Raw genomic sequence first — 13,484 nt, forward strand, 5'->3', positions numbered from 1 at the left:
GCGGCCAAACCTTGTAAGGGGCTTCAATATGTATAGACATATTTGCGAACGATGAGGCTTGTCCAGTGACCGACGCGCACAATTCCGAGATCTCGCCAGATGCGTCCAAGGTCGTCTGGTGCGAGAGCGCCCTGCTGGCGGACGGCTGGGCGCGGGGCGTGAAGTTCACGATCGTCGACGGCCGCATCGGACGGATCGACACCGACACCAGCGCGGGGGACGCCCAGCGCCTGGGTCCCGCCCTGCCGGGCCTGGGCAATGTCCACAGCCACGCCTTTCAGCGCGCCATGGCCGGTCTGGCCGAGACGCGGGGCGACACGGGGGACAACTTCTGGACCTGGCGCGAGGTGATGTACCGCTTCCTGGAGCGGCTGAATCCCGACATGGCCCAGGCCATCGCGGCCATGGGCCAGGTCGAGATGCTGGAGGGCGGCTTCACGCGGGTGGGCGAGTTCCACTATCTGCACCACGCGCCCGATGGCGGGTTCTACGACAACCCGGCCGAGATGGCGGCGCGGATGGCGGCGGCGGCGGACGAGACCGGGATCGGCCTGACCCTGCTGCCGGTGTTCTACGCGCACAGCAACTTCGGCGGCCTGCCGCCCACCGAGGGCCAGAAGCGCTTCATCCATGACGTCGACGGCTTCGCGCGGCTGGTCGAGGCCTGCCGGGAGATCGTCGCGCCCCTGCCTGACGCGGTGGTGGGCGTCGCGCCGCACAGCCTGCGCGCGGTGACCAGCGAGGAGCTCTCCGCCATCCTGCCCATGGCCGCTGGCGGGCCGATCCACATGCACGTGGCCGAGCAGACCAAGGAGGTCGACGACTGCCTGGCCGCCACCGGCGCGCGTCCCGTCCGCTGGCTGATGAACCATACCGAGGTCGACCAGCGGTGGTGCCTGATCCACGCCACCCACATCAACGCCACCGAGACCGAGCGCCTGGCCAAGAGCGGCGCGGTCGCGGGCCTGTGTCCCGTGACCGAGGCCAATCTGGGCGACGGGATCTTTCCGGCCCCGGACTACCTGGCCGCTGGCGGAAGCTTCGGAATCGGCACCGACTCCAACATCGTGATCAACGCCGCCGAGGAGTTGCGGACCATGGAGTACGCCCAGCGCCTGACCCGCCGGGCCCGCAACGTGCTGGCGGGCGGCCCGCGCCGTTCGACCGGCGGCGACCTGTGGCGCGCGGCGGTCATGGGCGGCGCGGCGGCCCTAGGCGTCGGGCGCGGCGGGCTGCGGCGCGGCGCGACGGCGGACTTCGTCACCCTCGACCGCGAGCATCCCAACCTGGTTGGCCGCGCGGGCGACACCTTGATCGACAGCCTGGTCTTCGCCGGCGGCGGGATCGACACCGTCTGGCGTCATGGCCGGCAGCTGGTCTCCGGCGGCCGCCACCACGCCCGCGAGGCGATCGCCGCGCGCTATCGCGACACCCTGAAGGCCCTGCTGGCGTGACCGGGCCCCTGCACCAGCGCATCCGCTCGGACATCGAGGCCAAGATCCGCTCCGGCGAATGGGCGCCGGGTCACCGGGCCCCGACCGAGGCCGAGCTGCTGGACCAGTACGGCTGTTCGCGGATGACGGTGAACAAGGCCATGACCGCCCTGGTCGAGGCCGGGCTGATCGTGCGCCGCAAGCGCGCCGGCTCCTTCGTGGCCCGGCCGAAGGTCCACGCGCCGGTCCTGAACATCCCCGACATCCAGTCCGAGATCATCGCGCGCGGCGAGGCCTACGCCTTCCGCCTGCTGGCCCGGGCGGTGCGGAAGGCCGATCGCGACAGCGCCGAAGAGGTGGAGCTGGCGGCGGGCGGCAAGCTGCTAGCGCTTGAAGGCGTCCACGACGCCGGCGGTCGGCCCTTCGCCCTGGAGCAGCGCCTGGTCGGTCTGAAGGCCGCGCCCGGGATGGAGGCCGCCGACTTCACCGAGCATCCGCCCGGCGCCTGGCTTTTGGAGCACGTCGCCTGGACCGAGGCCGAGAGCCGGATCAGCGCCATCAACGCCGACGCCGCCGACGCCCGCCTGCTGGCCCTGGACGAGGGGGCGGCCTGCCTGGTCGTCGACCGCCGCACCTGGCGCGAGGGCCAGCACGTCACCCGCGTGCGCCAGGTCTTCCCCGGGGAGGCCTACGACCTGGTGGCGCGGTTCGGCCCTGGCGCCTGACGCCGAGTCCAGCTTAGCTCTCCGCCAAACCGGAGAAGACGCCATGGACCTGTACGCGATCGCCGTCCCGACCTACGTCCAGATGCTGAAGGGGCTGTCGGGCCAGCTGACCAAGGGCGAGGCCTATGCCGCCGAGGGCGTGCTGTCGCCCGAGGCGCTGATCGGCGCGCGCCTGGCCCCGGACATGTTCCCGCTGTCGACCCAGGTGCGGTTCGTCTGCACCCAGGCCAGCGACATGCTCAGGCAGCTGGCGGGCGGCGAGGCGTTCGCCCCGGCCGAGGACGCGACCGACTTCGACGGCCTGCGGGCCCAGCTGGCCGAGGCGATCGCGCGGATCCAGGCGACGCCGGCTTCGGCGTTCGATGGCGCGGCCGAGCGGGCGATCGAACTGAAGATGCCTAACGGGATCATCTTCGACCTGACTGGCGAGCAGTTCCTGCGCGACTGGGCCCTGGCCCAGTTCTACTTCCACCTGACCGCCGCTTACGCGATCCTGCGCCACAAGGGCGTGCCGCTGGGCAAGCCCGACTGGGTCCCGCACATGTTCGCCTATATCCGGCCGGGGACGCTGCCGGGTGGGTGAGGGCGCTCATCCCGCCCATGGCGCGGTGCTGCTGCTGATCGACCTGCAGAAGGCGATCGACCATCCGTCGTGGGGCGTGCGCAACAACCCGAACGCCGAAGCCAACCTGGCCGCGCTGCTGGCCCTGTGGCGGCGCGAGGGCTGGCCGGTCTGGCACGTGCGCCACGACTCGGTCCACGCGACCTCGCACTACCGTCCGGGCCAGCCGTTGCACGCCTTCCGGCCCGGCGCCGAGCCGCTGGCCGGCGAGCCGGTGATCGGCAAGCAGGCCAACAGCGCCTTCATCGGCACGGCGCTGGAAGCCGATCTCAAGGCGCGCGGCGACCTTCGCCTGGTGGTCGCCGGCGTGATCACCAACAATTCGGTCGAGGCCACCGTCCGCATGGCCGGCAATCTGGGTTTTGTGACCTGGCTGGTCGAGGACGCCGGCTTCACCTTCGACCGCATCGACTTCAACGGCGTCCACCGGACGGCCGACGAGGTCCACGCCATGAGCCTGGCCAATCTGGACGGCGAATACTGCGCGGTCGTCCGTGCGCGCGAGCTTCTGGCCTAGCGCCCCGCCCAGGGCGCGGCGGGATCGCGCGGTTCGCCCCAGCGGTTGACGGCCGGATCGTCCGAGGGGGCGGGGCAGGTCTCGGTGGGCAGGTTCGCCTTCTTGTCGATCGCGCAGGCGCAGAGGCCGCAGACCTGGCTCTGCCCGGCGCCGACCAGCCTATGGATCAGGTGCTGACCTGGCGGCCGCAGTTCCGGGCAGGCCTGGCAGGCCGCCTTGCGTTTCTGGACCTGGGCCTCGGGCACGGGGCGAAAGCCGATCAGGGCCCACCGCGTCAGGGCCATCGTGGCCGCGCCCAGCAGCCCGAGCGTCGGGGCGGGCGCCCATTTGGGCAGGCTGGTCTCGACCGCGCGGGCGGCGACCTCCGACGTCGCCAAGTTGGCGGGGCGCTCCTCGATCAGGTCGCGCAGGAAGATCGGATCGACGGCCGCGCGCAACGCGACGGCCTGGGGAATGGGCTCGTCGAGATCCAGCGCCTTGGCCAGCGACCAGGAGAAGGCCACAAGGGCCCCCTCCTGACCGTCGAGATGCTCAGGCGGCCTCTCGGAGGACACCGGGCTCGCCCTAGGTGAAGGCCGCCAGGTTGGCGCCGCTCGACTGGTAACAGCCGTCGATATTGGATTGCAGGGTGCTGTTGATGGCCGAGCAGGGCACGATCCAGGGGCTGTCGGTGCACTGGACCGAGGCCAGTTCGGTGCTGGGATTGTAGGACCAGACGAAGGTGAAGCCGCTCTTGGTGAACGACCCGCTGTTGGGGAACGGGTTCGGGCCGCCGTTGTTGATGGCCAGTTGGCTGACGCACGCCCAGACCGCGGGCGTGACGTTGTTGTAGTTGAGTTGAGCGCAAGCGGACATGACAGGCCTCCCTCATAAATGCAATTTCTCGGCGAGAATTGCTGATATAAACCTATTAAGTGTGTTGAGGGATCAATGCAAGCAATAGGTGTCTTATGCGATATAATTCTCGCATAAGGTGTATATCCAGGCGGTGTGCGTCGGGGGGCGTGCGTCGAGATGCGAGGGTGGCCGCGCCTAGTCCGGCATGGTCTCGAACCGCGTCACGCCCTCGGGCGGGATCACCCAGGCCGGGCGGTCGCGGTCGAACAGCAGCATGGCCGGCTTGAACAGGCCGGGGTCGTCCAGGCTGCCGGCATAGATCGTGTGGCTGTCGTGCAGCCCGTGCTCGCCGCCGAACACCAGGCCAGCGCAGGTTGGGCACGAGTTGCGCGTCGCCTCGCCGCCCCGGAAGGCGCGGCTGCGGTACTGGCGCGCCGGACCGGTGATGGTCAGGGCCGAGGCCGGAAAGCCCATGAACGGAATGAACCCCGACCCCGAGGCCTTGCGGCAGTCGCCGCAGCAGCAGAAGCCCATGTAGTCGGGCGCGCGATCCGCCTCCCAGCGCAGCGCGCCGCACAGGCATCCGCCCTTGTAGCGCGAGGTGCTCATGCCGAGACACTAGAGGCGGCGGACGACCGCGTACAAGTATCGCGCGACGGATCAACCTCAGAAGGGTGCGCCACCCTGTTGCCTCCTTAGGTTTGTGGGGCTAGCCAGGGTGTTCGGGGGATTTGGATGGTTCGTTCCGTGTCCGGCGGCTTGGCCGTCGCTTTGGTGTGCGCCCTGGCTGGCGAGGCCCGGGGGCAGGAGTCGCCGCCGCCCGCCTCCGGCGACCAGACGATCTTGTCGGATGTGGTGATCGAAAGCGTCCGGCCTGGCGTGGCGCGAAGGATCGACCGCACGTCGTACGACATCAGGGACGACCCGCAGGCCAAGGCCGCCGCGCTGATCGACATTCTGGGCAAGCTGCCCTCGGTCAGCGTGGGCGCCGACGGCAAGGTCCGCCTGCTGGGGGCGGGCGGCGTCACCGTCCAGTTCGACGGCAAGCCGGTCCAGGGCGTGGACGTCAAGCTCAACACCCTGACCGGGGCCGATGTCGAGCGCATCGAGGTGATCACCAATCCCTCCAGCCAATTCGCGGCCCAGGGAACCGGCGGGATCATCAACATCATCACCCGCAAGCGCCAGCGGCCGGGCTGGTCCGGCCAGGCCGGGGTGGTGGCGGGAACCGACGGCGTCCAGACCCGTCTGTCGCCCAGCGTGACCCTGGGCAAGTGGACGCTGGGCGCGACGCTGAACATCAATGACCAGCATATCTCCAATCGCCGACGGGCGGACCGGACCTATCTGGACACGGCGGGGACGGCGCTGGGAACGCGGGCCGAAACCAGCCGCGTCCGGCAGAAGAACGACGGCCGGCAGGCCGAGTTCAAGGTCACCTACCGGCCGACGGACAAGCAGAGCCTGACCCTGAGCTCCAGTACGTTCTGGCTGGACGGCGACGAGCAGGGGCGACGCGTCGTGCGCTCGGCCTATGCCGGCGCGCGCGCCTACGCGGAGACTCGCGACGGCGACACGCGGATGCGCGACCAGAACCATGACCTTTCCTACGAGCGCGAGGGGCCGCGCGAAGGCGAGACGCTGAAGCTGAACGCCAACTATGAGCGCTGGCGCTGGATCCGGGCGGCCGACTTCCTGAACCAGGAAGAGGGCGTGGACCAGCGTTTCGTCACGCGCCAGGGGATCATGGACGGCGACACGACGCTGAAGCTCGACTACGAGCGGCCTCTGGGCGGCAAGGTGATGCTGACCGCCGGCGGATCGTGGGTGGGCAGCGACCACGTCAGCGAGCAGGGGCTGGACAACATCTCCGGCCCCGTCGGCCTGGGCGCCTCCTATGCCCGGCGGCTGACCAGCCGGCGCGAGACGAGCGCCGCCTATGCGACGGTCCAGTTCCCCGCCCTGGGCTGGACGGTGCTGCCCGGCCTTCGCTACGAGGACATGACCCTGGACCTGGCGGCGGCCGGCCGCGCGGTGCGCGTCCGCGACAGCGACCTGTTCCCCAGCGTGCATGTCAGCAAGGACGTGGCCAAGGGCGTGACCCTCAAGTTCAGCTATTCACGGCGCATCGACCGTCCGGACCCGGATAATCTGGATCCTAGCCTGCAATATGCGACCGGCGACAGCGCCTGGTCGGGCAATCCAGACCTGAAGCCGACCTTCACCGACGCCTACGAGGCCAAGTTCACGCGGGTGGGCGGACGGGCCAGCCTCGACGTGACCGTCTACGAGCGCGTGTCCCGCGGAGAGGTCTCCCAGATCAGACGGCTGACGCCGGAGGGGACGTCGATCACCATGCCTGTCAACGCCGGCGACGTGACGCGGCGCGGCGGCGAGGCCTCCGTGCGCGGGCCGCTGGGCGCGCGGGTCAGGTACGTGGCGACGGCGAACGTCTATCAGCGCGACGGCGAGAGGCTCGAGAGCGGCGTGGCGCGCCGGGAGCGGGCGCTGTCCTATGACGGCAGCCTGCAGCTGGACTACAAGGCCGCCGCCCCGACCAGCGCCGAGGCCCAGCAGTTCCAGCTGTCGCTGCGGGTGTTTGGCCCCAGCCGGTCCCTGCAATCGCGCGCGTCGGGCTTCTACCGCGCCGACTTCACCTGGCGGCGGCCGGTGACGAAGAAGGTCTCGGGCGTGCTGACCGTGACGGATCTCTTCAAGACCCAGAAGTACCGCAATCGCGAGTGGGGGGCGGGCTATGTCGACCTGTCGGAGGGTCGGGCCGCCGCGCCGCGGGTGCGCCTGTCGCTGACCTATCAGATCGGCGGCAAGCCGTGACGGCGCTCCGGTCCGTGGACGAGGCGGCGGGGAACCGCGCGGGGCGACGGAAGTTCGGCAACCTGTTGGTTCAGACGCTTTGGGTCGGCGCGCTTCTGTTCCTGATCTCGTTTGTCATCCGGGTTTGTGGCCAACACGTTGGTGGGTCACGCCACCAATGGGCCCGGAGAGCCCGCGAGCCTCGTCGACGGCGATGGCTTCGCAGCCTTGGCGCTGAACGCGGTCCTGTCGGGCGTGCTGCTGCCGGCGGCGATCGAGACGCCGTTCGTCGTCTACCCCGTGCGCCGCGTCGACCGCGAGCAAACCTCGATCGCGCTCTGGATCGTCATTACGGTCATCTTCGGCCTGGCCTGGCTGCTGCACGGCGCCAGCTGGGGCGCCCTTGGACAGGCCGTGGCGTTCGCGTTTCTCGCCTATGCGTCATGGGGATGGTCGCGGCGCTCCGGCAGGCTCGCCTACGTCCTGGCGATCGCGGCGCACGCCATCTGGAACGGGATCGCGATGGCGCTGTATCTGGCGACGCGCGCGCCGATCCATGTCGGCTAGGCGTTGACTGGGATAAGAGCTTGATCTTGCGGGAAAGATTGGTCCCGGTGGTGGCGGGGGGCGGGATCGAACCGCCGACCTGTGGGTTATGAATCCACCGCTCTAACCATCTGAGCTACCCAGCCGCACCAGGAGGCGCGGCTTATAGGCGAGAACCGCGCGGGATTTCAAGCGCCGGCTTAATCCGCCACGATCGCCGCCGTCGTCGCCCCCAGCGCCTTGACCGCGTCGGCCGGGGCCAGCCTGACCTGCAGCCCCCGCTGGCCGCCGTTGAGGAAGACGTAGGGCTCGGCCAGGGCGGCTTCCTCCAGCACCGTGGGCAGGCGCTTCTTCTGGCCGAAGGGGCTGACGCCGCCGACCTTGTAGCCGGTGATCCGCTCGGCGTCCGGCACGGGGGCCATGGCGGCCGACTTGCCCTTCAGGGCGGCGGCCAGCCTCTTCATGCTGACCTCCTTGTCCGAGGGCAGGATGGCGCAGGCGGGCTTGCCGTCCAGCATCACCACCAGGGTCTTGAGCACCCGGCGCGGGTCCTCGCCCAGGGCCTCGGCCGCTTGGAGACCAACCCGCTCGGATCCAGGGTCGTAGTCGTACGTATGCAGGTCGAAGGCGACGCCGGCCTTCGTCAATGCGATCGTGGCGGGGGTGCTTTTGGACATGATCTGGCTCATATCCAACCGCGCCGAGTGTTGGAAGAGTACGGACGATGATGACGGCCTTCGATCGACGGACCTTGCTGCGCGGCGCCCTGGGCTTGGGCGCCGTCGGCCTGCTGCCCGCCTGGGCCAGGGCCGGAGAGGTCGGCCGCTCGCCGGCGGCGCTGTCGGGCGAGGAGATCAAGCTGACGGTCGGCCACCAGATGGCGACGATCGACGGCCGCTCGGGCCACGCCGTCACCGTCAACGGTTCGCTGCCCGGCCCGCTGATCCGCCTGAAGGAAGGCCAGAACGTGCGGATCGCCGTGACCAACGCCCTGGCCGACGAGGACACCTCGATCCACTGGCATGGCTTGCTGGTGCCGTTCCAGATGGACGGCGTGCCGGGCGTGGCCTTCCCGGGGATCAAGCCCGGCGAGACCTTCACCTACGACTTCCCGGTGCGCCAGGCCGGCACCTACTGGTGGCACAGCCATTCGGGCCTGCAGGAGCAGGTGGGCCTCTACGCCCCGATGATCATCGACCCGGCCGGCGAGGATCCGATCGGCTATGACCGCGAGCACGTGGTGGTGCTGTCGGACTGGAGCTTCCTGCATCCGCACGCGCTGTTTCGAAAGCTGAAGGTCAATCCCGGCCACTTCAACATGCAAAAGCAGACGTTCGCCGGCCTGCTGGCGGGCCAGGACCAGTCGCTGAAGGACCGCGTCGCCTGGGGCAAGATGCGGATGGACCCCACCGACATCGCCGACGTCACGGGCTCGGTCTACACCTATCTGGTCAACGGCCACGGGCCCGGCGACAACTGGACGGGCCTGTTCGCGTCCGGCGAGCGGGTGCGGCTGCGCTTCATCAACGCCGCGGCCATGACGATCTTCAACGTCCGCATCCCCGGCCTTTCGCTGGAGGTCGTGGCCGTCGACGGCCAGCCGGTGTCGCCGGTCAGCGTCGACGAGTTCCAGATGGCGCCGGCCGAGACCTTCGACGTCATCGTGCGCCCCACCGAGGACCAGGCTTTCACCCTGGTCGCCGAGGCGTCCGACCGCTCGGGTCTGGCGCGCGGGACCCTGGCACCGCGTCTTGGAATGAGCGCGCCCATACCGCCGGTCCGTAAGCGGCCCCTGGCGACCATGAAGGACATGGGCATGGGGAACATGCATGGCGGCATGGACATGCCGGGCATGGACATGTCGATGCGGTCCCAGAGCAACGCGCCGGACGTGCCGCTGACCCCGGGCGTCCAGACCATCGCGCCGATGCCGATGGACCGCATGGCCGAGCCGCCGCAGGGGCTGGAGGATGTCGGCCACAAGGTGCTGACCTACGCCCAGCTGGCCAACCTGCATGAATCCACGGACAAGCGTCCGCCCGGGCGGACGATCGAGATCCACCTGACCGGCAACATGGAGCGCTTCATGTGGGCGTTCGACGGCGAGGCGTTCGGGCCGATCAAGAAGCCGATCGCCTTCCGGCGCGACGAGCGGGTCCGCGTGGTGCTGATCAACGACACCATGATGGCCCACCCGATCCACCTGCACGGCCACTTCTTCGAACTGGTCAACGGCCAGGAGCGGCAGCCGCTGAAGCACACGGTCAATGTCGCCCCCGGCGGCAAGGTCGCCTTCGACCTGACGGCCAGCGAGCCCGGCGACTGGGCCTTCCACTGCCACCTGCTGCTGCACATGCACGCGGGCATGTTCAACGTCGTCACCGTGCGGCCCCTGGATGGCGAGGCCGCGTGATGATCCTCGACCTCCAGCACGAGCAGCATCAGGCCGCCGATCCGCACGCCGGCCACGACATGGGGAGCATGAAGCCCGCGGCCGAGGCCGCGCCGCCGCCGGTCGTCACCCCGCGCGCCGCCGACCGCCTGTTCGACCCCAAGGCCATGGCGGCCGCCCGCGCCCAGCTGATGGTCGAGCACGGCGGCGCCAGCGTCTGGACCGTCCGCGCCGACCAGCTGGAATACCGCGCGCGCAAGGGCGCCGACGCCCAGGCGTTCGAGGGCGAGGCCTGGTGGGGGACCGACGCCGGGAAATGGGTCGTCAAGGCGCGGGGCGAACGCATTGACGGCGAGGGTTGGGAGAAGGGCGAGGCCGAGCTGCTGAAGGCCTGGCCGATCGGGCCCTATTTCGACCTGCAGGCCGGCGTCCGCTACGATCTGGCGCCGCCAAAACTCTCGAAGGGGGGGCGCAGCTACGCCGCCCTCGGCTTCGAGGGCCTGGCGCCGTACTGGTTCGAGGTCCAGGGCGCGGCCTATCTGTCGGACCGGGGCGACGTCTCGGCGCGGGCCGAGGCTTCGTACGACCTGCGCCTGACCCAGAAGTTGATCCTGCAGCCGCGCGTCGAGGCCGACCTGGCCGAGGCGGGGGCGGCGACCCTCGAGGGCGGCCTGCGGCTGCGCTACGAGATCACCCGCGAGTTCGCGCCCTATGTCGGCGTGGTGCGCGAGCGGGCCTTCGGTCCGGCGGTGGTCGCGGGCGAGCGGGCGGGGAGCACGGCGGTGGTGATCGGGGTGCGCGCCTGGCGATAGCGCCACCTATCGTTACAGATAGCTTGTCGCGGGCGTAAGCCTGGCCCAACATCCGTTTGACCGGACATCAGATCCGGAGAATGAGGGAGCCAGGCTGGATGTCGACCGCGATCGATTTCGACCGCATGCGGACCTTGGGCGACGTCGCCCGCTATCATGCGGAGGTCCGGCCCGACGCCGTGGCGTTCAGCTTCGAGGGGCGGGACACGACCTTCGCCCAGTTCGACCGCTATACGAGCCAGGTCGCCAACGCCCTGATCGCGGCGGGCCTGAGCACCGGCGACCGCATCGCCTATGTCGGCAAGAACAGCGACCACTATTTCCAGCTGCTGGTCGGGGCCGCCAAGGCCGGGGTGGTGACCACGCCGATCGGCTGGCGCCTGGCCGCGCCCGAAATCGCCTACATCGTCGCCGACAGCGACGCCAAGCTGGTCTTCGTCGGCCCCGAGCTGATCAGCCATGTCGGGGAGGTGGCGGCCGAGCTGACCCACCGTCCCGTGGTCATCGCCATGGAGGCGGATGGGGCGGGTGACAACCAGACCTTCGAGGCCTGGCGCGACGCCCAGCAGGCCACCGATCCGCACAAGCCGATCGCGACCTCGGACATCGCCATCCAGCTCTACACCTCGGGAACCACCGGCCGGCCCAAGGGCGCGATGCTGACCCACGACAACCTGCTGGCCATGCGCCGCAAGGCCGCCGAGACCCCGCTGGCCTGGAACCAGTGGGGACCGGACGACGTCAGCCTGGTGGCCATGCCGGTCGCCCATATCGGCGGCACCGGCTGGGGTCTGGTCGGCCTGATGAACGGCGCCAAGGGCGTGGTGGCCCGTGAATTCGACCCTACCAAGGTGCTGGACTTCATCGAGAAGGACCGGATCTCGAAGATGTTCATGGTGCCGGCGGCGCTGCAGATTGTGGTGCGCCAGCCCCGGGCGCGCGAGATCGACTATTCGCGCCTCAGCCACATCCTGTACGGCGCCGCGCCCATCCCGCTGGACCTGCTGCGCGAGTGCATGGAGGTGTTCGGCTGCGGCTTCGTCCAGCAGTACGGCATGACCGAGACGACGGGCACGGTGGTCTACCTGCCGCCCGAGGACCACGACCCGGCGGGCAACAAGCGCATGCGCGCGGCGGGCCTGCCGATGCCGGGCGTCGAGATCAAGGTCATCGACGAGGCGGGGAACAGCGTGCCGGTGAACGCCGTGGGCGAGATCGCCATCCGCTCGGGCTCGAACATGGCCGGCTACTGGAAGCTGGACGAGGCCACGGCCAAGACCGTCGACGCCGACGGTTGGCTGCGCACCGGCGACGCCGGCTATCTGGACGAGGACGGCTACCTGTTCATCCACGACCGGGTGAAGGACATGATCATCTCGGGCGGCGAGAACATCTATCCGGCCGAGGTCGAGAGCGCCGTCTACGGCCACCCGCACGTGGCCGAGGTGGCGGTGATCGGCGTGCCCGACGACAAGTGGGGCGAGGCCGTCAAGGCGGTGGTCGCGGCCAAGCCGGGCGTGACCCCGGACGCCGACGACATCATCGCCTTCGCCCGGACAAGGATCGCCCACTTCAAGGCGCCGAAGTCGGTGGATTTCGTGGCGGCGTTGCCGCGAAACGCGTCTGGGAAGATTTTGCGCAGAGAGTTGAGAGCGCCGTACTGGGAGGGCCGGGAGCGGCAGGTGAACTAGGCGGCCAGCTCAGCAGGCCCCCACCTGACCACGCTCCGCGTGGTCGTCCGCCCCCCGGAGGGGGCGGAAGGTGCGCCGGCGTCCTTCTTCCCCCTCCGGGGGAGGAGGGCCTAAGGCCCGGAGAGGGCAAGGCCTACTCGATGAACGCCTCGACCGTTTCCCGGGTCCCGATCATGAACGCGTCGGCCACCAGCGTCAGCGGCCGCACGTCCACCTCGGACTCGCCGCGCGCAACCAGCGTCGCGAACCGATCGTAGAGCCCCGGATATTCCCGGTTCTCGCCGACCTCGCAGGCCTTCCCGTCGATCGTCAGTTCGGCCCCGCCCAGCGACAGCTTCAGCACGCCGTCGTCGGTCCAGGCGGTGATGTCCCAGGTCTGAGGGCCGGTCTGCAGGAAGTCGAGGTCGGCGGTGATCGCCGCGCCGTCCAGGGTGGTCATGGCGACATGGCCGGCGATCGGCGACTGGACGTTCTCGGGCACCTGCAGCCGCGCGTCGGTGACGAAGACCTCGGCGGGCATGATCTCGGTCAGGATCGACAGGGCGTTGATGGCCGGGTCGAAGACGCCCATGCCGCCGGCCTGCCAGATCCAGGTCTGGCCGGGGTGCCAGCGGCGGACGTCCTCGCGCCATTCGATGGCCAGCCTGCTGATCTTGCGCGAGGCCAGCCAGGCCTTGGCCTGGGGCACGCCGGCGGCGAAGCGCGAGTGCCAGCTGGTGAACAGCACCACGCCGTGGGCGCGGGCGACAGCGGCCAGTTCGGCGACCTCGCTGACCGTGGCGCCGGGGGGCTTTTCCAGAAACACGTGCTTGCCCGCGCGCAGGGCCGAAAGCGCCGTCTCGCGGCGCGCCTGGGGCGGGGTGCACAGGGCGACGGCGTCCAGGTCGGGGCCGTTCGCCAGCATCTCTTCGATATCGTGGAAGACCGGGATGCCGCCCAGGTCGGGCTTGCTGCGGCTGGCGGCGGCGACCAGTTCGAAGCGCTTGTCCCCGGCGAGGGCGGGGATGTGCTGGTCATGGGCGATCTTGCCCACGCCGACGAGGCCGATCCGGATCACGCTTGGTTCCTCCCAGCGGCGTTCGCGCCGCCTGGGCT

Annotated in this window: 14 protein-coding genes and 1 tRNA gene; 9 read left to right on the forward strand and 6 right to left on the reverse strand. The window is 69.7% G+C overall.

What is annotated here, in order from left to right; translation table 11 throughout:
* The first annotated feature begins 89 nt into the window (after window positions 1-89).
* From K8940_RS04965 to K8940_RS04980, 4 genes are read left to right on the forward strand one after another with little or no spacing between them, the layout of a single operon-like run.
* The gene (locus K8940_RS04965; protein WP_223395773.1) at window positions 90-1,454 is read left to right on the forward strand and encodes a formimidoylglutamate deiminase; all 1,365 of its coding nucleotides are present in this window, start codon (window positions 90-92) and stop codon (window positions 1,452-1,454) included.
* Window positions 1,451-2,158: a histidine utilization repressor gene (hutC, locus tag K8940_RS04970; protein WP_223393413.1), complete on the forward strand. Its 708-nt coding sequence runs from the start codon at window positions 1,451-1,453 to the stop codon at window positions 2,156-2,158. Before K8940_RS04965 ends, hutC begins: the two co-directional genes overlap by 4 nt.
* Before the next feature lie 43 nt (window positions 2,159-2,201).
* Window positions 2,202-2,741: a DUF1993 family protein gene (locus K8940_RS04975; protein WP_223393414.1), complete on the forward strand. Its 540-nt coding sequence runs from the start codon at window positions 2,202-2,204 to the stop codon at window positions 2,739-2,741.
* Window positions 2,734-3,297, forward strand: coding sequence for a cysteine hydrolase family protein (locus tag K8940_RS04980; protein ID WP_223393415.1), 564 nt, complete (start codon window positions 2,734-2,736; stop codon window positions 3,295-3,297). The genes K8940_RS04975 and K8940_RS04980 overlap by 8 nt, the downstream gene beginning before the upstream one ends.
* Here the strand turns inward: K8940_RS04980 and K8940_RS04985 are convergent.
* The 3 genes from K8940_RS04985 to K8940_RS04995 all read right to left on the reverse strand — a co-directional run bounded on the left by K8940_RS04985 (window position 3,294) and on the right by K8940_RS04995 (window position 4,743).
* Window positions 3,294-3,800: a hypothetical protein gene (locus tag K8940_RS04985; protein WP_223393416.1), complete on the reverse strand. Its 507-nt coding sequence runs from the start codon at window positions 3,798-3,800 to the stop codon at window positions 3,294-3,296. The two genes, K8940_RS04980 and K8940_RS04985, sit on opposite strands and share 4 nt — an antisense overlap.
* 61 nt (window positions 3,801-3,861) lie before the next feature.
* A complete protein-coding gene (locus K8940_RS04990; RefSeq protein WP_223393417.1) occupies window positions 3,862-4,152 on the reverse strand; it encodes a hypothetical protein in 291 nt (96 codons plus the stop codon).
* A gap of 177 nt (window positions 4,153-4,329) precedes the next feature.
* A complete protein-coding gene (locus tag K8940_RS04995; RefSeq protein WP_223393418.1) occupies window positions 4,330-4,743 on the reverse strand; it encodes a GFA family protein in 414 nt (137 codons plus the stop codon).
* A 126-nt stretch (window positions 4,744-4,869) separates the two neighbouring features.
* Here K8940_RS04995 and K8940_RS05000 point away from each other — a divergent pair, with 126 nt between their 5' ends.
* Together K8940_RS05000 and K8940_RS05005 are read left to right on the forward strand one after the other, a co-directional pair.
* The gene (locus tag K8940_RS05000; protein ID WP_223393419.1) at window positions 4,870-6,969 is read left to right on the forward strand and encodes a TonB-dependent receptor; all 2,100 of its coding nucleotides are present in this window, start codon (window positions 4,870-4,872) and stop codon (window positions 6,967-6,969) included.
* A gap of 126 nt (window positions 6,970-7,095) precedes the next feature.
* Entirely contained in the window at window positions 7,096-7,515 is a 420-nt protein-coding gene (locus K8940_RS05005) for a hypothetical protein (protein ID WP_223393420.1), read from the forward strand.
* Between the two features lie 48 nt (window positions 7,516-7,563).
* Here the strand turns inward: K8940_RS05005 and K8940_RS05010 are convergent.
* Together K8940_RS05010 and ybaK are read right to left on the reverse strand one after the other, a co-directional pair.
* Window positions 7,564-7,640, reverse strand: a tRNA-Met gene (locus tag K8940_RS05010).
* Window positions 7,641-7,694: 54 nt separating this feature from the next.
* Window positions 7,695-8,171 carry a Cys-tRNA(Pro) deacylase gene (gene ybaK / locus K8940_RS05015; protein ID WP_223393421.1) on the reverse strand — a complete coding sequence of 159 codons (477 nt, stop codon included), beginning with the start codon at window positions 8,169-8,171 and terminating at the stop codon, window positions 7,695-7,697.
* A gap of 47 nt (window positions 8,172-8,218) precedes the next feature.
* Here ybaK and K8940_RS05020 point away from each other — a divergent pair, with 47 nt between their 5' ends.
* From K8940_RS05020 to K8940_RS05030, 3 genes are all read left to right on the forward strand, one after another.
* Entirely contained in the window at window positions 8,219-9,907 is a 1,689-nt protein-coding gene (locus tag K8940_RS05020) for a copper resistance system multicopper oxidase (protein ID WP_223393422.1), read from the forward strand.
* Window positions 9,907-10,698: a copper resistance protein B gene (locus K8940_RS05025; protein WP_411675583.1), complete on the forward strand. Its 792-nt coding sequence runs from the start codon at window positions 9,907-9,909 to the stop codon at window positions 10,696-10,698. Before K8940_RS05020 ends, K8940_RS05025 begins: the two co-directional genes overlap by 1 nt.
* A gap of 98 nt (window positions 10,699-10,796) precedes the next feature.
* Entirely contained in the window at window positions 10,797-12,389 is a 1,593-nt protein-coding gene (locus tag K8940_RS05030) for a fatty acid--CoA ligase (RefSeq protein ID WP_223393423.1), read from the forward strand.
* 133 nt (window positions 12,390-12,522) lie between these two features.
* Here the strand turns inward: K8940_RS05030 and K8940_RS05035 are convergent, their stop codons facing one another.
* Window positions 12,523-13,446: a Gfo/Idh/MocA family protein gene (locus K8940_RS05035; protein WP_223393424.1), complete on the reverse strand. Its 924-nt coding sequence runs from the start codon at window positions 13,444-13,446 to the stop codon at window positions 12,523-12,525.
* Window positions 13,447-13,484: the final 38 nt, after the last annotated feature.

This window comes from Caulobacter segnis (genome assembly GCF_019931575.1).
Classification (GTDB): Bacteria; Pseudomonadota; Alphaproteobacteria; order Caulobacterales; family Caulobacteraceae; genus Caulobacter; species Caulobacter segnis_C.

Bases quoted from the DNA above. Each gene is read 5' to 3' on its own strand.
- K8940_RS04975 (WP_223393414.1), top strand. From the start codon at position 2,202: ATGGACCTGTACGCGATCGCCGTCCCGACCTACGTCCAGATGCTGAAG.
- K8940_RS04990 (WP_223393417.1), bottom strand. From the start codon at position 4,152: ATGTCCGCTTGCGCTCAACTCAACTACAACAACGTCACGCCCGCGGTC.
- K8940_RS04995 (WP_223393418.1), bottom strand. From the start codon at position 4,743: ATGAGCACCTCGCGCTACAAGGGCGGATGCCTGTGCGGCGCGCTGCGC.
- K8940_RS05000 (WP_223393419.1), top strand. From the start codon at position 4,870: ATGGTTCGTTCCGTGTCCGGCGGCTTGGCCGTCGCTTTGGTGTGCGCC.
- ybaK (WP_223393421.1), bottom strand. From the start codon at position 8,171: ATGTCCAAAAGCACCCCCGCCACGATCGCATTGACGAAGGCCGGCGTC.
- K8940_RS05020 (WP_223393422.1), top strand. From the start codon at position 8,219: ATGATGACGGCCTTCGATCGACGGACCTTGCTGCGCGGCGCCCTGGGC.
- K8940_RS05025 (WP_411675583.1), top strand. From the start codon at position 9,907: ATGATCCTCGACCTCCAGCACGAGCAGCATCAGGCCGCCGATCCGCAC.
- K8940_RS05030 (WP_223393423.1), top strand. From the start codon at position 10,797: ATGTCGACCGCGATCGATTTCGACCGCATGCGGACCTTGGGCGACGTC.